Genomic DNA, 17,817 nt, shown 5'->3' with positions numbered 1-17,817 from the left:
GGGGCGCGGAAACGCGGGTGCCCGCACGGCCGCGGACACGGGATGATCCGGGCGTGGACGACACGGGAGAGCAGGACGGGCGGCAGGCGGAGCGGGTCTCCGACGAGGAACGGCGCACACGGCTGCGGGAGCGGCGCCTCGCAGCACTCAGGGGCGCACAACGTGCGCTCGCGCGCCCCGGCTATGTGCGGACCCTCCGGGAGCGCCTGGCGCTCCTGGACGAGGCGGGCGGCTCGTACGACCTCGACGAGACGGCCGACGTGTACGGCGACGGCGTCGTCGCGGCCCTGGAGGAGAGGACCGCCGCGCTGCTCGGCACCGAGGCCGCCGCGTTCTTCCCGACGGGCACGATGGCCCAGCAGGTGGCCCTGCGCTGCTGGGCGGGCCGCACCGGCAGCCCGGTCGTCGCCCTGCACGCGCTCGGCCACCCCGAGGTGCACGAGCGGCACGCGCTGAGCCAGGTCGGCGGGCTGCGGCCGGTGCGGGTGACGAGCGCCCCGCGCCTGCCGACCGCCGCGGAGGTGCGTGACCTGGAGGAGCCGTTCGGGACGCTGATGCTGGAACTGCCCCTCCGGGACGCCGGTTTCGTCCTGCCGTCCTGGGAGGAGCTCACCGAGGTGGTGGAGGCCGCGCGGGAGCGGGAGGCGGTCGTGCACCTCGACGGGGCCCGCCTGTGGGAGACCACCGAGCACTTCGGCCGGCCCCTGGACGAGATCGCGGGCCTGGCGGACAGCGTCTACGTGTCGTTCTACAAGTCCCTCGACGCCTACGGCGGCGCGGCCCTGGCCGGTCCGCGCACGCTGGTGGAGGAGGCGAGGGCCTGGCGGCACCGGTACGGCGGCACCGTCTACCAGCAGTTCCCCACCGTGCTGTCGGCCCTCGCGGGCCTGGAGCGCGAGCTGCCGCGGCTGCCCGGCTACGTGCGGCACGCGCGCGTGGTGGCCGCCGCGCTGCGCGAGGGCCTCGCGGCCGCCGGGGTGCCGTGGGCCCGCGTCCACCCCGAGGTGCCGCACACCCACGACTTCCAGGTCTGGCTGCCGTACCACGCCGGCACCGCCGCGGAGGCCGCGGTCCGCACCGCCGAGGAGACCGGCACCGTCCTGTTCGCGCACGGCTGGGACGAGAAGGGCCCGGGCCTGTCCTGCACGGAGGTCTACGTACGGGCGGAGGGGCTCGGCTGGACGCCCGAGGACGTGCGGTCCGCGGCGGCGGCGTTCGCGGCCCGGCTGCCCGGGCGGGAGGGGGCGTAGGGCTCCGCCGGGCCGCCGGGGGCGGCGGCCGGCGCCCCCGGCCCGAAGACCGGACCTCGGGCCGGCAGGGAGCGCCCCGTCTCCGGGCCCGGCCCGGACCGCCCCGGGGAACGGCCGCCGCCGGGGCCGCGCTGTCGGTGGCGGGGTGCACCATGTGGGCATGAGCGTGCGCATCGACATCACGGGGCTGCGGCCGGAGAGGATCGCCGTCGTGCCCTCACCCCTGGCCGAGCTCGGCATGGCGCTGCACGCGCTGTCCGAGCCGGGGCACCACCCCGGCCTGCAGGCCTGGGTGACGGGGGTGACGGCCCGGCTCGACTCGCACCTGGCCGACCGGATGTGCGAGGCCGACTTCCTGTGGCGGACGACGTTCTCGGACCTGTTCCTGCCGTGCGCCGGCGTCCCGGGCGGCCGCACGCTGCCGGGCGCCACGCTCGCCGAGGAGCTGGACCTCCTGGACAAGCTGACGGACGAGGAGTTCGTGGACGCGGCGCTGGAGTTCACCTGCGCGCTGCCGTACAGCACGCCCGGCCCCACGGCGCTCTCCGACGCCGGGGCGCGCCGGCGGGCGCTGGAGCTGGCCGCCGCGCGCGGACCGCAGCAACTGCGGTTCACCGAGCGGCTGCTGGCGGACCCGCCCCGGATCCGGGCGTGGCTGCGCCAGTTCCTGCGGGACTGCGACGAGGCGTTCTTCGCGGAGGCCTGGTCCCGGCTGCGCCACCGGATCGCGGCGGACACCCGCCACAAGACGGACCTGCTGCGGCACAAGGGCCTGGCCGGGGCGCTGGCCGCCGTCTCCCCGGCGGTGACGCTGGACGAGGCCGCCGGCCGCATCACGGTCGACAAGCTGGGCGAGGGCCGTACGGCCACCGGGGACGGCGGCCTGCTGCTCGTGCCGACGAGCCTGGGCTGGCCGCACCTGATGGTCCTGCACCGGTACGGCTGGCAGCCGGTGCTGCACTACCCGGTCGGCTCGCCGGAACTGGCCTCGCCGGCCTCCGTCGAGCAGCTCGCGCTGCGGATGACCGCGCTGTCCCACCCCGTCCGCATGCGCATGTGCCGCCACCTGGCCCGCAGCGCGCACACCACCAGCGAGCTGGCGCAGGCCCACGGCGTGACGGCGCCGGAGATATCCCGGCACCTGGCCGTGCTGAAGAAGGCGGGCCTGATCACCACGCGCCGCCGCGGGCGGTACGTCCTGCACCAGCTGGACGTGGCGGTGGTGGCCCGGCTGGGCAGCGACTTCCTGGAAGGGATACTCCGCTAAGGGCTGTCTGACCCCGGCGGCGGCCGCCGTCAGCCCAGGCCGCCCGCCCGCACCAGCCCCGTCTCGTACGCCAGCACCACCACCTGCACCCGGTCCCGGAGCCCCAGCTTGGTCAGGATGCGGCCCACGTGCGTCTTGACCGTGGCCTCGGACAGCACGAGCCGGGCCGCGATCTCGCCGTTGGACAGGCCCTGCGCGACCAGCACCATGACCTCGCGCTCGCGCTCGGTGAGCCGCTCCAGCTCCTTGAGCCGGGGCTGCGCGCCGGTGCCCGGCAGCATCGGCGCGAAGCGGTCCAGCAGCCGGCGGGTGGTGGACGGCGCGACCACCGCGTCACCGCTGTGCACGGCCCGGATCGCGGCGAGGAGTTCGCCGGGCGGCACGTCCTTGAGCATGAACCCGGAGGCGCCCGCCCGCAGCGCGGAGAAGGCGTACTCGTCGAGGTCGAAGGTGGTCAGGATCAGCACCTTCGGCGCGTCGGGGTCCGCGCAGATCCGGCGGGTCGCCTCCACCCCGTCCAGCTTCGGCATGCGCACGTCCATCAGCACCACGTCGACGGCGCTCGCGCGCAGCACCTGGAGTGCCTCGACGCCGTCGCCCGCCTCCGCGACGACCTCCATGTCCGGCTGGGCGGCGAGCACCATCCGGAACCCGGTGCGCAGCAGCACCTGGTCGTCGACGAGCATCACGCGGATCGTCATCGGGTCCTCTTCCGTGGTCGCGCGGGGAGCGCGGGGTTCGTTACGGGGAACATGACAGGTGTCAACGAGGGGCGTGCGGCGGCCCGTCACGCGGGTTTGAGCGGGAGCAGGGCGCTGATGCGGAATCCTCCGCCCGGACGCGGGCCCGCGTCCAGGGTGCCGCCGACCATGCCGACCCGCTCGCGCATGCCGATCAGGCCGTGGCCCTGGCCGTCGAGCCCGCCCTCCTCGTACAGCTCGTGCGGGGCGCCCTTGCCGTCGTCCTCGACGAGCAGGCCGAGCCCGTCGTCGAAGTACACCAGCCGTACGCTCGCGCCCGCGTCCGGCCCGCCGTGCTTGCGGGTGTTGGTGAGCGCCTCCTGCACGATGCGGTACGCGGTGAGCTCGACGCCGCTGGGCAGCGGGCGCGGGGTGCCCTCGACCTTGAAGTCGACGGGCAGCCCCGATCCGCGGCACTGCTCGACCAGCTCCCCTATCTGCTCCACGTCGGGCTGCGGCACGTACTCGCCGGCCTCCTGGTGCTCGCCGGTGCGCAGCACGCCCAGCAGGCGGCGCATCTCGGCGAGGGCCTGCCGGCCGGTGGAGGAGATCGTCTCCAGGGCCTTCTTCGCCTGGTCGGGCGCGGCGTCCAGGACGTAGGCGGCGCCGTCGGCCTGCACCACCATCACCGAGACGTTGTGCGCGACGACGTCGTGCAGCTCGCGGGCGATCCGGGCGCGTTCGGCGGCGACCGCGACCTTGGCCTGCGCCTCGCGCTCCTTCTCCAGCCGGGCGGCGCGCTCCTCCAGCTGCGCGAAGTAGGCGCGGCGGGTGCGGATCGAGTCGCCGAGCACCCAGGCGAGGGCGAACGGCACGGTCTGGAAGACCGTGAGGGCGATGTTGCCCGCCACGCCCGTCTGCTCGCTGGGCCAGCGCAGCTGCGCGACCGGGGCCGCGCACAGGCCCGCGGCCAGCCCGAAGCGGGAGGCCCAGCGGGCGCCGTTCGCCGCGACCGTGTAGACGATCACCAGCAGCGCGAAGTCGGCGGGCAGCGTCCCGACGTCCGCGACCAGCTGCGCCACGCCGAGCCCGGCCGCCAGCAGCAGCATCTTCTCCGGCATCCGGCGGCGCAGCGCCACCACCAGGGACAGCAGCAGCACGATCGGGACGGCGACGGCGGCCGGGGCCGATCCGCCGGCCTCCTCGCGGACCGCTCCGCCCAGCACCGAAACGCCGAACAGGACCACGGCCCAGAAGCCGTCGACCCACGTCGGATGCCTGCGGAGGAAGTCATAGAGGCGCTGCACGTAACCCAGCGTAGGGAAGCGAGATGTGTGCAGGGGTCAACCGGAGGACCGATCCGCGTCCGGCGCGCGTACTCCCCAAGGTGGAGTTCCGGTGATTGCGTACGCGTAGCCTGAGCCGGTGACGGAGGGGACGACGGGCGGCGACGGCGAGTGGCGCGGGTGGCGGGCGGCGGCGCAGGAGGCGCTGTACGGGCCGGACGGCTTCTACCGCAGGCCGGAGGGCCCCGCGGGGCACTTCCGCACCTCCGTGCACGCCTCGCCGCTGTTCGCGCGGGCCGTGGCCGCGCTGCTGTGCCGGGTGGACGAGGCGCTGGGCCGGCCCGCGGCGCTGGACTTCGTCGACATGGCGGCCGGCCGGGGCGAACTCGTCACCGGGGTGCTCGCCGCGCTGCCGGACGCCGTGGCCGCCCGCACGCGCGCGTACGCCGTGGAGATCGCCGATCGCCCCGGCGGTCTCGATCACCGGATCGAGTGGCGGGCGCGGCCCCCGGAGGGCGTCAACGGGCTGCTGTTCGCCAACGAGTGGCTGGACAACGTGCCCGTGGAGGTCGCCGAGGTGGACGCCGCGGGCGTGGCACGGCGGGTGCTGGTGCGGGCGGACGGCACCGAGCGGCTCGGGGAGCCGGTGACCGGGGCCGAGGAGCGGTGGCTGGCGCGGTGGTGGCCGCTGCCGGCCGAGCCGGGGTACCGGGCGGAGATCGGGCTGCCCCGGGACACCGCGTGGGCGTCCGCCGTCGCCCGGGTCGCGCGCGGGCTCGCCGTCGCCGTGGACTACGGGCACACGGCGCGGACGCGTCCGCCGTTCGGGACGCTCACCGGGTTCCGGGAGGGCCGCGGAACGGCGCCCGTGCCGGACGGGTCGTGCGACCTCACGGCGCACGTCGCGCTGGACGCGTGCGCGCTGCCCGGCGGACGCCTCGTCCGGCAGCGCGACGCCCTGCGCGCCCTGGGCGTCACCGGCGCACGCCCCCCGCTCACGCTCGCCTCCACGGACCCCGCCGCGTACCTGCGCGCCCTCGCGGGCGCGGGCGAGGCGGCCGAGCTCACCGCCCCGGGCGGCCTGGGCGACTTCGGCTGGCTGCTCCAGCCGGTCGGCCCGGCCGGCCTCGGCGCCCTACTTGTCGATGTCCCCGACCACGAAGAACAGTGACCCCAGGATCGCGACCATGTCCGCGACCAGCGTCCCCGGCAGCAGCTCCGACAGCGCCTGGATGTTGTTGTACGACGCCGAGCGCAGCTTCAGGCGGTACGGCGTCTTCTCGCCCTTGCTGACCAGGTAGTAGCCGTTGATGCCGAGCGGGTTCTCGGTCCACGCGTACGTGTGGCCCTCGGGCGCCTTCAGCACCTTGGGGAGCCGCTGGTTGATCGGCCCCGGCGCCAGGCCGGCGAGCCGGTCCAGGCACGCGTCGGCGAGGTCGAGGGCGTTGTGGGTCTGCTCCAGCAGGCACTCGAAGCGGGCCAGGCAGTCGCCCTCCTCGCGGGTGACCACGCGCAGGACGTCCCGCAGCTCGCCGTAGGCCAGGTACGGCTCGTCGCGGCGCAGGTCGAAGTCGACGCCGGAGGCTCGCGCGATGGGGCCGCTCACCCCGTAGGCGTGCACCGCCTCGGGCGCGAGGACGCCCACGCCCCGCGTGCGCCCCCGGAAGATCTCGTTGCCGAGCACCAGGTCGTCGTAGACGTCCATGCGCGAGCGCACGGCGGCGACGGCGGCACGCGCGCGTGCGGTCCAGCCGGCCGGCAGGTCCTCCTTGAGGCCGCCGACCCGGTTGAACATGTAGTGCATGCGTCCGCCGGAGACCTCCTCCATGACGTTCTGGAGCGTCTCGCGCTCCCGGAACGCGTAGAACACCGGCGTGATGCCGCCCAGTTCCAGCGGGTAGGACCCGAGGAACATCAGGTGGTTGAGCACCCGGTTCAGCTCCGCCAGCAGCGTGCGCGTCCACACCGCCCGCTCGGGCACCTCCATGCCGAGCATGCGCTCCACGGCGAGGACCACGCCCAGCTCGTTGGAGAAGGCCGACAGCCAGTCGTGGCGGTTGGCGAGCACGATGATCTGGCGGTAGTCGCGCGCCTCGAAGAGCTTCTCCGCGCCGCGGTGCATGTAGCCGATCACCGGCTCGGCGCGCGTGATGCGCTCGCCGTCCAGGAGCAGCTTCAGGCGCAGCACCCCGTGCGTCGACGGGTGCTGCGGTCCGATGTTGAGCACCATGTCGGTGCTCTCCGCGGCGCCGCCGATACCGACCATGGTCTCCGTCGTAGGAGTCATGGACACAGTCTCCCCTACGTACGCTGGCCTCATGGAGACGGGGAGCCCGGACGGCACGGGGACGGCGGGGACGGCGGACGCGGGGGGCGAGCCGGTGTGGACCGGGCTGCCGCGCGGACTGCTGAGGATGCGGCGGCTGCTGCTGGTGGTGTGGCTGGGGCTGCTGACCGTGGCCGCGGCGGTGGTGCCGGGCGTGCTCGCCGGCCCGGCCTGGGCCGCCCTCGCGCTGCTGCCGCTGGCCCTGCTGCTGTGGGGCTGGGTGCTGCTGGAGCGCAACTGGCGCTCCTGGCGGTACGCCGAGCGCGCCGACGACCTGCTGATCAGCCGGGGCGTGCTGTGGCGCGAGGAGACCGTCGTGCCGTACGGGCGGATGCAGCTGGTCGAGGTCACCTCCGGCCCCGTCGAACGCCACTTCGGGCTGGCCAGCGTGCAGTTGCACACGGCCGCCGCCGCGACCGACGCGACCGTCCCCGGCCTCGACCCGGCCGAGGCGGAACGGCTGCGCGACCGGCTCACCGAGCTGGGCGAGGCCCGATCGGCGGGACTGTGACGGCCCCGGGCGCCGACGGCGTGACGGAGCGGCCGCCCGTGACCGAGCGGCGGCTGCACCCCGTCACGCCGCTCAGACGGGCCTGGGCGCCGGTCGCGGTGCTCGCCGGGTGGGCGGTGCACGACCCGGACGGCGCGCAGCGGCAGCTGACCCGGCTGACGACGGGCACGCTGCTCGTCGCGCTGGCCGTGCTCGTCCCGGCCGCCGCGGCCTACGGCTTCTTCTCCTGGTGGTTCACGCACTTCGCGGTCACCGACACCGAACTGCGCATCCGCACCGGCCTGGTCTTCCGGCGCACCGCGCACATCCGGCTGGAGCGCATCCAGGCCGTCGACGTCACGCAGCCGCTGCTCGCCCGGGTCGCGGGCGTCGCCAAGCTCAGACTCGACGTCATAGGCACCGACCAGAAGGACGAACTCGCCTTCCTCGGCGCCGGCGAGGCACGGGCGCTGCGCGCCGAACTGCTCGCCCGGGCGGCCGGTTTCGCGCCGGAGACGGCCCAGGAGGTCGGCGAGGCGCCGGTGACGCGGCTGCTGCGCGTGCCGCCCGGCGTCCTCGCCGTGTCCCTGGTGCTGACCGGCTCGACCTGGGGGACGCTGCTCGCCGCCCTCGTCGTACCGCCGGTGCTGTGGCTGGCCACCGGGAGCGTGTGGACGGTCCTCGCGGCCGGGCTGCCGCTGCTGGGCGCGGCCGGCGCGAGCAGCGTGGGGCGGTTCGTCGGGGAGTACGACTGGACGGTGGGCGAGTCCCCGGACGGGCTGCGCATCGACCACGGCCTGCTGGACCGGGCCCACGAGACGGTCCCGCCGGGCCGGGTGCAGACCGTGCGGATCGTGGAGCCGCTGCTGTGGCGGCGGCGCGGCTGGGTGCGCGTGGAACTGGACGTGGCCGGCTCGTCCAACTCCGTGCTGGCGCCGGTCGCCCCGCGCGAGGTCGCCGAGGCCGTCGTCGCGCGCGTGCTGCCCGGCGTGACCGTGCCGCCGCGCGCCGCCCTGGAACCGCCGCCGCGCCGGGCCCGGTGGTGCCTGCCGGTGTGGTGGCGCGGGTACGGACTCGCCGTCACCGACGCCGTGTTCGCGGCCCGGTCGGGCCTGCTGCGGCGGAGCCTGGCGCTGGTGCCGCACGCCAAGGTGCAGAGCGTGCGGCTGACGCAGGGGCCGTGGGAACGGGCGCGCGGGGTCGCCGACGTGCACGTGGACACGGGGGCGAACAAGACGGTGACGGCACGGCTCCGGGACGCCGGCGAGGCGGCGGAGCTGCTGCGGGCGCAGGCCGAACGGTCACGGACGGGGCGCAAGGGGGCACTGCCGGACCGGTGGATGGTGTGAGGACCGCCGGATGGTGTGAGGCGGGGGCCGGTGGGGGTGGTGGGGGCGTGTGCGGGGCGGGGCGCCGGGCGGCCGGGGGTGACCGGGGCGACCGGTGGGCGCTGGACGCCCGGGGGCGACCGGAGCGACCGATGGGCACCGGACAACCGGGGAGACCAGGGCGACCGATGGGCACCGGACAACCGGGGAGACCGGAGCGACCGAGGGGCGCCGGACGCTCCGTGCGGGTTTCCTGGACGCGTGAGGACCGGCCGGTGGCCGGAGCGCGGCCGTCCGGACACGACGCCGCCCGCGGCCCGGTTTGCGGGCCGCGGGCGGGCGGTGGTGGCTGATCGTTCCGTCGCCGGACGCCGGCGTCAGGACGCCGCGCTGCGCAGCCCCTGTACGTCGATCCGCTCCGTCTCGTCGTGCGCCGTCAGGTCGATGACCTGGCCCACGGCCCGCGACTCCTCGTCCGCGGGCTTGAACCGCGCCTCGGTCTCCGCCTTGTGCAGGGCGAGGGCCTCCTGGCCCACGACGTCGGCGAGGTCCTCGTTCTGCACGGCCTCCAGGGCGGCCCGCTCGGTCCCCTTCTTGGTGCCGAAGAAGTCGAACCCGCCCTCGGTCACCGGACGCCGTACGGGCGCGGCCGGCGGTACGACGGCCACCGCGGTCGGCACGGTGAAGTGCCCGGCGGGCCGCTGCACGGGTCCGCCGGGCTGCCCCGGCGCGTCCGGCGCGGAGCCGGTGGCGGCGCCCGCCTGCTCGTGCCCGTCGGCCGCCCCGGACCGCTCCCGCGGCGCGTCCTCCCGCTCGCCCTCGCGCTCCCTCGGGGCCGCCACGACGCTCTCCCGCGCGGCCGGAGCCCCGGCGGCCTCGTCCTGCGGGGCGGCGCCGTCCGGGATGCCGCCCTCCGGGCCACCGCCCTCGGGTCCGTCGCCGCGCGGGGCGCCGCTCCGCACGGTGTCGTCCTTCACGGCGGCGTCCTTCACGGCGGCGTCCTCCACGGCGGCGTGCTTCTCCGCGGCGTCCTGCGCGGCGGCGCCGTCGCCCCCGCTCCCGGGACCGCCGACGTCGAAGCGCGCCAGCGCCGACCGGGCCCGCAGGAACAGCCGGGAGCCCTCCGGGGAGAACACCGACCACGCGGCGTCCGGCTGCTCCCCGCCCGCCTCGGGCGCGGTACCGGCCTCGGTGCCGCTGTCGCCGGTGCCGGCCACGGGCCCGGCCTCCGGTACGGACGCCCCGTCCGCCGCGGCCGGCTCCGCACTCGCCCCCGCGGATCCGGCGGGCAGGGCGCGCGCCGGAACCGCGGCCTCTATCTCCAGCACACGACGGGCTTCCAGAACGCTCGCGCGCTCGGTCTCCGCCGTGGCGTAGCGCCGCAGCAGTGCCGCGTGCTCGTTGCGCAGCCCCGTCAGTTCCGCGCGCTTGGCGCGCAGCCGCTGCTCCAGTTTCCCGCGCAGTTCGCGGGATTCCTCCAGGTCGGCCTCCAACTCGGCGACCCGCTCCTCGAAACGCCACTCGTCGCTCGCCCGCGCGCGCGTGAGCTCGGCGACGCGCTTGCCCGCCTGGGTGTCCCAGCGGCGCATGACGACCGCGCCGACGACCGCCGTCGCCGCGGCGGCCGCGGCCAGGCCGCGGAGCACGGCCGGTTCCGTGAACACCCAGGGTCCCAGGGCGCAGACGAAGGAGACGCCTGCGATCGCCGACGGGGGAAGCAGCCTGTGCAGGGGCGGTGAATGACGGTGACGTCCACGTGGCATGGCCAGAAACTTACCGCGCGTAGGCGAATCATGGTGCCCCGCACCGTAAAAACAAAGCCATACCGAAGGGTTCACAGCGCATCAGGAATTCACGCCGTCGTGAACGGCGGCATTCCGGGCCGGCACCAGGAAAACGATCTTGCGGAATTCCGTGTTCCCGCCCTCCCCGTTCCGGGGCGCCCGCGCGCGCATTCACGGTCTCCGCGCGGCCCGCTTCCCCCGCTCCGGCAGCCGCCCACCCTCCCGCCCCCGGTGAGCCGCCTCCGTCACGTCCTGCGCGCCCCCGCCCCTGCCCCTGCCCCTGCCGGCCTTCCTCCCCACCGCCGCGCCGCCACCCGCCGCCCTGCGCCCGCGTCCGCGCCTGCACCCGCCGGACGGCACCGGAACGCACGGTCCGCGCGGCACGACACCGCCGAAGGCCCGGACCGGCGCGACCTCACGCCAGCGCGGCGCCCGGACTTCCGCGGGCCGACGGCACCGAAGCGCCCGGGCCCGCGCGACCCGGCACCACCGGCGCACCCGGCCCGCGGCGCTGCCCGGCCGCCCCCGGGCCTACGCTGAACGTATGAGCAACCAGAGCGGACGCGGGCGCGTGGCAGGCCTTCCGGCATGGGACCGGTGCGCGGTCATGGGAGTCGTGAACGTGACACCCGACTCCTTCTCCGACGGCGGCCGCTGGTTCGACACGACGACCGCCGTCAAGCACGGCCTCGCCCTGGTCAGCGAAGGCGCGGACCTGGTCGACGTCGGCGGCGAGTCCACCCGCCCCGGCGCCACCCGCGTCGACGAGGCCGAGGAACTGCGGCGCGTCATCCCCGTCGTGCGGGGCCTGGCCTCCGAAGGCGTCACGATCTCCGTCGACACCATGCGCGCCTCCGTCGCCGACCAGGCCCTCGCAGCCGGCGCCGCCCTCGTCAACGACGTCAGCGGCGGCCTCGCCGACCCGGACATGATCCCGGTGGTCGCCCGGGCCGGCGCCCCCTTCGTCGTCATGCACTGGCGCGGCTTCCTCCAGGGCGGCAACGTCCAGGGCGTCTACGACGACGTCGTCACCGAAGTCGTCGACGAGCTGCGCGCGCGCGTGGAGGCCGTCCTGGAGGGCGGCATCGCGCCCGACCGGATCATCGTCGACCCCGGCCTCGGCTTCTCCAAGGGCGCCGACCACGACCTCGCGCTCCTCGCCCGTCTGGACCGCCTCCTCGGCCTCGGCCACCCCCTGCTCGTCGCCGCCTCCCGCAAGCGGTTCCTCGGCCGCGTCCTGGCCGGACCGGACGGCGCGCCCCCGCCCGCGCGCGAGCGCGACGCGGCCACCGCCGCCGTCTCCGCGCTCGCGGCGCACGCCGGCGCCTGGGCGGTGCGCGTCCACGAGGTCCGCGCGACGGCGGACGCCGTACGGGTCGCGCGCGCCGTCGAAGGAGCGCGCGCAACGGCAGACGGCGCAGAAGGAACCCGGTGAGCGCCCCCCACACCGACGTCGAACAGGTCGAGGCCGCCAACACGGCCTTCTACGAGGCCATGGAGAACGGCGACTTCGAGGAACTCGCGTCGCTCTGGCTGACCCCCGCCGACCTGGGCGTCGACGAGACCTACCACGACCCGGCCGACACCGGCGTGGTCTCCTGCGTGCACCCGGGCTGGCCGGTGCTCACCGGCCGCGGCGAGGTCCTGCGGTCGTACGCCCTGATCATGGCGAACACCGACTACATCCAGTTCTTCCTCACCGACGTGCACGTCTCGGTCACCGGCGACACCGCCCTGGTGACCTGCACGGAGAACATCCTCAGCGGCGGCCCCGCCCCCGAGGGCGGCGACGAGCTCGGCCCGCTGGTCGGCCAGCTCGTGGTCGCCACCAACGTGTTCCGGCGCACCTCCGACGGCTGGAAGATCTGGTCGCACCACGCCTCCCCCGTCCTGGCCGAGACCGACGAGAACGGCGAGAACCCGGACGACGACACACCCTCCTGAGTGGGTAGACGGCCGTACAGGAGAAACACACGGGAACCAGGAGGTGCCGGGCAGCACCGGCCGGGGGACGGGGGACGCACCGGCCCGTGTGCCGCCGGGCTCTCCCGGGGAGACCCGCGGGGAGACCCGCCGGCTCCGGCCGGGGCCGTGTCCCGTGGCCCGGTCCTGTCGGTGCCCGCAGGTAGATTCGACCGAGGCCGGCAAGCCGCCCGCACGCGGCGCCCGCCGGCCCAGACCGACGATTGCAGGAGTGATTCGCGTGGATCGTGTCGCGCTGCGCGGCCTGAAGGCCCGCGGGCACCACGGTGTGTTCCCCAAGGAGCGCGAGGAGGGCCAGACCTTCCTCGTGGACCTCGTCCTGGGCCTGGACACCCGGCCGGCCGCCGCCGACGACGACCTGACGAAGACCGTGCACTACGGCATCGTGGCCGAGGAGGTCGTGGCCGTCGTGGAGGGCGAGCCCGTCAACCTCATCGAGACCCTCGCCGAGCGCATCGCGCAGGCCTGTCTGAAGCACGAGGCGGTCCAGGAGGCCGAGGTCACCGTCCACAAACCGGACGCGCCGATCACCGTCCCCTTCGACGACGTGACCGTCACCATCACCCGGAGCCGAGTATGACCGCGCCGTTCGCCAAGGGCCCCACGGACCCGACCGTCCAGCCCGTGCCCGCCTCCGTCGTCGACCGGGTCGACGCGGCCGACACCACCCTGCACAACCCGCAGCGCGCCGTGATCTCCCTCGGCTCCAACCTCGGCAACCGCCTGGAGACCCTCCAGGGCGCCGTCGACGCCCTGGAGGACACCCCCGGCATCCGCGTCAAGGCGGTCTCCCCCGTCTACGAGACCGAGCCCTGGGGCGTCGACCCCGGCAGCCAGCCCTCGTACTTCAACGCGGTCGTGGTCCTGAAGACCACGCTCCCCCCGTCCTCCCTGCTGGAGCGGGCGCACGCCGTCGAGGAGGCCTTCCACCGGGTCCGCGACGAGCGCTGGGGCCCGCGCACCCTCGACGTGGACATCGTGGCCTACGACGGCGTCGTCTCCGACGACCCGCGCCTCACCCTCCCCCACCCCCGCGCCCACGAACGCGCCTTCGTCCTGGCACCGTGGCACGACGTCGACCCCGACGCCGAGCTGCCCGGCCGCGGCCCCGTGGCCGGCCTGCTCGGCGCGATCACCGAGCCCGGCGTCGCGCCCCGCGCGGATCTGGAACTCCGGCTGCCCGAGTAGCCGTTAAGGTCGAGACGACCACCGTCCGGGGGAACCGAAGGGACACCGTGAGAGAGCTGCGCATCAGGGTGCTGGCCGGCGTCTTCGTCGTCGCCGGGATCCTGTCCTGGGCGGGCGCCCGCCTCTGGAACTCGGTCGGGACCCTGCCCAGCGTCCCGCTGGCCGCCCCCGTCGTCCTCGCCCTGATCGCCGTCGTCCTGCTGGCCACGGCACTGTCCCTGCGCGCCCGCCTGAGGGCCCAGCGCGAGCGCCGCCCCGAGGCGAAGGGCGTCGACCCCCTGATGGCGGCCCGCGCCGTCGTCTTCGGCCAGGCCAGCGCCCTGGTCGCCGCCCTGGTCGCCGGCATGTACGGCGGCACCGGCGTCTTCCTCCTGGAGATGCTGGACGTCCCCGCCCGCCGCGACCAGGCCGTCTACGCCGGCTTCTCGGTCCTCGCGGGCATCGCCGTCATAGCGTCGGCCCTCTTCCTGGAACGCGTCTGCAGACTCCCGGAAGACGACGAGAACAACGGCGAGGGCACCGCACCGGCGGCCTGACCCGGGCACCGGCCGCACAGGCCCTGGCGCTCCTGCCGGCTCGGGCGGTCCTCCCGACCGCCCGGCCGCGCCAGGAGCGCCCGGCACGCCGTCCGGCGCGTCAGCGCGCCATGATCAGGCTCATGGCCTCGTTGCGCGTCGCCGCGTCCCGCAGCTGTCCGCGCACGGCCGACGTCAGGGTCTTGGCGCCCGGCTTGCGGATACCGCGCATCGACATGCACATGTGCTCGCACTCGATGACGACGATCACGCCCCGCGGCTCCAGGATCTCCATCAGCGAGTCGGCGATCTGCGTGGTGAGTCGTTCCTGCACCTGCGGGCGGCGGGCGTAGACGTCCACGAGGCGCGCCAGCTTGGACAGACCGGTGATCTTCCCGGTGGTCGACGGGATGTACCCGACGTGCGCCACACCCCTGAACGGCACCAGGTGATGTTCACAGGTGCTGTACACCTCGATGTCCTTCACGAGCACCATCTCGTCGTGCCCGATGTCGAACGTCGTGGTCAGCACGTCCTCCGGCTTCTGCCAGAGCCCGGCGAATATCTCCTTGTACGCCCGCGCCACCCGCGCCGGCGTCTCCCGCAGGCCCTCACGGTCAGGGTCCTCGCCGACCGCGATCAGCAGTTCGCGTACGGCGTTCTCGGCGCGCTTCTCGTCGAACTCGCCGAGGGTCCCCTCGCCGTCCAGCGTCACGGGGTCGGTCATGTGGTGCCTCGTTCCTGTGTGTCTTGGCGGCCCGGCACGCGGACATGGCGAAATGCCGCGCCCCCCAGGCTAGAACCTGGGGGGCGCGGCGTTCATTCCGGGCCGGGAGGGGGCCACCGGGAGAGCGGTCAGCTCTCGGGGCGGTCCTCCGGGGTTCGCTCCGGCGTCGCGGCGGGCTCCGCGGCGGTGCTCTTCGCGGTGGTGATCGCCGGCGCGGCGCCGTTGGCACCGTTGGTCAGTGCGAGCTCCTTGGGGGAGAGCACCGGCGGACGGGTGGACGGCGTGCGGCGCGAGGAACCGGTCCACGCAGGCCGCGGCGGGCGCTTGACGATCGGGGCGAAGATCTCGGCGATCTCCTCCTTGCCCAGCGTCTCCTTCTCCAGGAGGGCGAGGACGAGGTTGTCGAGGACGTCGCGGTTCTCGACCAGGATCTCCCACGCCTCGTTGTGCGCGGTCTCGATGAGCTTCTTGACCTCTTCGTCGACCAGCGCGGCGACCTCTTCCGAGTAGTCGCGCTGGTGAGCCATCTCACGTCCCAGGAACGGCTCGGTGTTGTCGCCGCCGAACTTGATCGCGCCGAGCCGCTCGGTCATGCCGTACTGCGTGACCATCGCGCGGGCCAGGTTGGTGGCCTTCTCGATGTCGTTGGCGGCACCGGTGGTCGGGTCGTGGAAGACGAGCTCCTCGGCCGCGCGGCCGCCCAGCATGTAGGCCAGCTGGTCCAGCATCTCGTTGCGGGTGGTGGAGTACTTGTCCTCGTCCGGCAGGACCATGGTGTAGCCGAGGGCCCGGCCGCGCGACAGGATCGTGATCTTGTGGACCGGGTCGGAGTTCGGCGAGGCCGCCGCGACCAGGGCGTGACCGCCCTCGTGGTACGCGGTGATCTTCTTCTCCTTGTCCGACATGATCCGGGTCCGCTTCTGCGGGCCCGCGACCACGCGGTCGATCGCCTCGTCCAGCATCTTGTTGTCGATCAGCTTCTGGTCGCTGCGGGCCGTCAGCAGGGCGGCCTCGTTCAGGACGTTGGCGAGATCGGCACCGGTCATGCCGGGCGTACGGCGGGCGACGGCCGACAGGTCGACGTCCGGTGCGACCGGCTTGCCCTTCTGGTGGACCTTGAGGATCTCCAGACGGCCCTGCATGTCCGGGCGGTCGACCGCGATCTGGCGGTCGAAGCGGCCGGGGCGCAGGAGGGCCGGGTCGAGGATGTCGGGCCGGTTCGTCGCGGCGATGAGGATCACGCCGCCCTTGACGTCGAAGCCGTCCATCTCGACGAGCAGCTGGTTGAGGGTCTGCTCGCGCTCGTCGTGACCGCCGCCGAGGCCGGCGCCGCGGTGGCGGCCGACCGCGTCGATCTCGTCGACGAAGACGATGGCCGGGGCGTTCGCCTTGGCCTGCTCGAACAGGTCGCGGACACGGGAGGCACCGACACCGACGAACATCTCGACGAAGTCGGAACCGGAGATCGAGTAGAAGGGGACGCCCGCCTCGCCCGCGACGGCGCGCGCGAGCAGGGTCTTGCCGGTACCGGGAGGCCCGTACAGCAGGACGCCCTTGGGGATCTTCGCGCCGACGGCCTGGAACTTCGCCGGCTCCTGGAGGAACTCCTTGATCTCCTGGAGCTCCTCGACGGCCTCGTCCGAGCCCGCGACGTCGGAGAACGTCGTCTTCGGGGTGTCCTTGGTGATGAGCTTCGCCTTGGACTTCCCGAAGTTCATGACACGGGAGCCGCCGCCCTGCATCTGGTTCATCAGGAACAGGAAGACGACCACGATGAGGACGAAGGGCAGCAGGGAGAGCAGGATGCCCACGAACGGGTTCTGCTTGGACGGCGAGACGGTGTAGCCGTCCGGGATCTGCTTGTCCTGGTACTTGTTCTGCAGGGTGTTGGCGATGTCGACGCCCTGGTCGCCGATGTAGCTCGCCTGGATCTTCGAGCTGCCCTCGACCTTCTCACCGTCCTTGAGCTGGACCTTGACGGTCTGCTCGTCGCCGGTGGTCAGCTTGGCCGACTCGACCCTGTTCTGGTTGATCGCCTGGACGACCTGGCCCGTGTCCACCGTCTTGTAGCCGCCGGAGGAGCCGACGACCTGCATCAACACGACCACGGCAAGGACGGCCAGCACGATCCACATGACCGGCCCACGGAAGTATCGCTTCACGTCCATCCATACGGAGCGGTGCCGCCCCGTCCCTCCTGCCATAGTGAGTTTGATAAAGGCTGTTTCTTCGGACGGTACCCCAGCATTGTCACCTGAAGCCGCACGGGACGGCTGGCGATCCCGCCTACGTTTGCTCCAACGGTGCCGGACCCGCTGGGGTTCCCGATCTCCGTCGGGCCGCCCCGGCGGGCGTCTCAGCCGCCGTAGACGTGGGGCGCGAGCGTACCGACGAACGGGAGGTTGCGGTACTTCTCGGCGTAGTCGAGGCCGTAGCCGACGACGAACTCGTTGGGGATGTCGAATCCGACCCATTCCACGTCGATGGCGACCTTGGCGGCCTCGGGCTTGCGCAGCAGCGTGCACACCTTGAGGGAGGCGGGCTCGCGCGAGCCGAGGTTGGAGATCAGCCAGGACAGGGTCAGGCCGGAGTCGATGATGTCCTCGACGATGAGGACGTGCTTGCCCTTGATGTCGGTGTCGAGGTCCTTGAGGATCCGCACCACACCGGAGGACTGGGTGCCCGCCCCGTACGAGGATACGGCCATCCAGTCCATGGTGACGGGGGTGGACAGCGCCCGGGCGAGGTCGGCCATGACCATCACCGCGCCCTTCAGGACGCCGACGATCAGCAGGTCCTTGCCCGCGTACTCCGCGTCGATCTTCGCGGCCAGCTCGGCCAGCTTCGCGTCGATCTCTTCCTTGGTGATGAGCACCTGCTGGAGGTCGGCACCCATGTCTTTCGCGTCCACCCGCATCACTTTCGGTCGTGCCCCGTGGCTGCTCGGTTCCGGGACCGTCCGGGGACGGTCCCGCGGCTGAGCCGTGGGGCCA

The 17,817-nt window shown here is 73.9% G+C and carries 17 protein-coding genes; 10 read left to right on the top strand and 7 right to left on the bottom strand.

Annotated elements, in window-relative coordinates; all coding sequences use genetic code 11:
• Positions 1–53 precede the first annotated feature (53 nt).
• Positions 54–1,250, top strand: coding sequence for a threonine aldolase family protein (locus tag ACIF8T_RS29730; protein WP_400039190.1), 1,197 nt, complete (start codon positions 54–56; stop codon positions 1,248–1,250).
• Positions 1,251–1,410: 160 nt separating this feature from the next.
• Positions 1,411–2,517 (top strand): DUF5937 family protein, encoded by a 1,107-nt coding sequence (locus tag ACIF8T_RS29725; protein ID WP_400039189.1) that lies wholly within the window; start codon positions 1,411–1,413, stop codon positions 2,515–2,517.
• A gap of 29 nt (positions 2,518–2,546) precedes the next feature.
• On the opposite strand, the gene ACIF8T_RS29720 is transcribed toward ACIF8T_RS29725, so the two are convergent.
• Together ACIF8T_RS29720 and ACIF8T_RS29715 are read right to left on the bottom strand one after the other, a co-directional pair.
• Positions 2,547–3,218: a response regulator gene (locus ACIF8T_RS29720; protein ID WP_400039188.1), complete on the bottom strand. Its 672-nt coding sequence runs from the start codon at positions 3,216–3,218 to the stop codon at positions 2,547–2,549.
• A gap of 86 nt (positions 3,219–3,304) precedes the next feature.
• Positions 3,305–4,504 (bottom strand): sensor histidine kinase, encoded by a 1,200-nt coding sequence (locus ACIF8T_RS29715; protein WP_400039187.1) that lies wholly within the window; start codon positions 4,502–4,504, stop codon positions 3,305–3,307.
• Between the two features lie 118 nt (positions 4,505–4,622).
• Between ACIF8T_RS29715 and ACIF8T_RS29710 the strand changes: the two genes are divergently transcribed.
• A complete protein-coding gene (locus ACIF8T_RS29710; RefSeq protein WP_400039186.1) occupies positions 4,623–5,654 on the top strand; it encodes an SAM-dependent methyltransferase in 1,032 nt (343 codons plus the stop codon).
• Here ACIF8T_RS29710 and ACIF8T_RS29705 read toward each other — a convergent pair.
• Entirely contained in the window at positions 5,619–6,770 is a 1,152-nt protein-coding gene (locus ACIF8T_RS29705) for an NADH-quinone oxidoreductase subunit D (protein ID WP_400039185.1), read from the bottom strand. The genes ACIF8T_RS29710 and ACIF8T_RS29705 overlap by 36 nt on opposite strands.
• Before the next feature lie 31 nt (positions 6,771–6,801).
• Here ACIF8T_RS29705 and ACIF8T_RS29700 point away from each other — a divergent pair, with 31 nt between their 5' ends.
• Positions 6,802–7,320 (top strand): PH domain-containing protein, encoded by a 519-nt coding sequence (locus tag ACIF8T_RS29700; RefSeq protein WP_400039184.1) that lies wholly within the window; start codon positions 6,802–6,804, stop codon positions 7,318–7,320.
• Positions 7,317–8,648, top strand: coding sequence for a PH domain-containing protein (locus tag ACIF8T_RS29695; RefSeq protein ID WP_400039183.1), 1,332 nt, complete (start codon positions 7,317–7,319; stop codon positions 8,646–8,648). Before ACIF8T_RS29700 ends, ACIF8T_RS29695 begins: the two co-directional genes overlap by 4 nt.
• Positions 8,649–9,004: 356 nt before the next feature.
• Here ACIF8T_RS29695 and ACIF8T_RS29690 read toward each other — a convergent pair whose 3' ends face one another.
• Positions 9,005–10,390: a hypothetical protein gene (locus tag ACIF8T_RS29690; protein ID WP_400039182.1), complete on the bottom strand. Its 1,386-nt coding sequence runs from the start codon at positions 10,388–10,390 to the stop codon at positions 9,005–9,007.
• A 565-nt stretch (positions 10,391–10,955) separates the two neighbouring features.
• Between ACIF8T_RS29690 and folP the strand changes: the two genes are divergently transcribed.
• The 5 genes from folP to ACIF8T_RS29665 all read left to right on the top strand — a co-directional run bounded on the left by folP (position 10,956) and on the right by ACIF8T_RS29665 (position 14,118).
• The gene (gene folP / locus ACIF8T_RS29685; RefSeq protein ID WP_400039181.1) at positions 10,956–11,846 is read left to right on the top strand and encodes a dihydropteroate synthase; all 891 of its coding nucleotides are present in this window, start codon (positions 10,956–10,958) and stop codon (positions 11,844–11,846) included.
• Positions 11,843–12,355: a nuclear transport factor 2 family protein gene (locus ACIF8T_RS29680; RefSeq protein ID WP_400039180.1), complete on the top strand. Its 513-nt coding sequence runs from the start codon at positions 11,843–11,845 to the stop codon at positions 12,353–12,355. Before folP ends, ACIF8T_RS29680 begins: the two co-directional genes overlap by 4 nt.
• A 259-nt stretch (positions 12,356–12,614) precedes the next feature.
• Positions 12,615–12,974, top strand: coding sequence for a dihydroneopterin aldolase (gene folB, locus ACIF8T_RS29675; RefSeq protein ID WP_400039179.1), 360 nt, complete (start codon positions 12,615–12,617; stop codon positions 12,972–12,974).
• Positions 12,971–13,582: a 2-amino-4-hydroxy-6-hydroxymethyldihydropteridine diphosphokinase gene (gene folK / locus ACIF8T_RS29670; protein ID WP_400039178.1), complete on the top strand. Its 612-nt coding sequence runs from the start codon at positions 12,971–12,973 to the stop codon at positions 13,580–13,582. Before folB ends, folK begins: the two co-directional genes overlap by 4 nt.
• A gap of 47 nt (positions 13,583–13,629) precedes the next feature.
• A complete protein-coding gene (locus ACIF8T_RS29665; RefSeq protein ID WP_400039177.1) occupies positions 13,630–14,118 on the top strand; it encodes a DUF3180 domain-containing protein in 489 nt (162 codons plus the stop codon).
• 100 nt (positions 14,119–14,218) lie between these two features.
• On the opposite strand, the gene folE is transcribed toward ACIF8T_RS29665, so the two are convergent.
• From folE to hpt, 3 genes are all read right to left on the bottom strand, one after another.
• A complete protein-coding gene (folE, locus tag ACIF8T_RS29660) occupies positions 14,219–14,824 on the bottom strand; it encodes a GTP cyclohydrolase I FolE (protein WP_400039176.1) in 606 nt (201 codons plus the stop codon).
• A gap of 128 nt (positions 14,825–14,952) precedes the next feature.
• Entirely contained in the window at positions 14,953–16,992 is a 2,040-nt protein-coding gene (ftsH, locus tag ACIF8T_RS29655) for an ATP-dependent zinc metalloprotease FtsH (RefSeq protein WP_400039175.1), read from the bottom strand.
• A 188-nt stretch (positions 16,993–17,180) separates the two neighbouring features.
• Positions 17,181–17,741 (bottom strand): hypoxanthine phosphoribosyltransferase, encoded by a 561-nt coding sequence (hpt, locus tag ACIF8T_RS29650; protein WP_031115895.1) that lies wholly within the window; start codon positions 17,739–17,741, stop codon positions 17,181–17,183.
• Between the last annotated feature and the right edge of the window lie 76 nt (positions 17,742–17,817).

The organism is Streptomyces sp. NPDC085946 (assembly GCF_044540485.1).
In the GTDB taxonomy this organism is placed as follows: domain Bacteria; phylum Actinomycetota; class Actinomycetes; order Streptomycetales; family Streptomycetaceae; genus Streptomyces.
The sequence above is the reverse complement of the archived record's forward strand: the minus strand, read 5'-3'. Positions and strand labels throughout refer to the sequence as shown.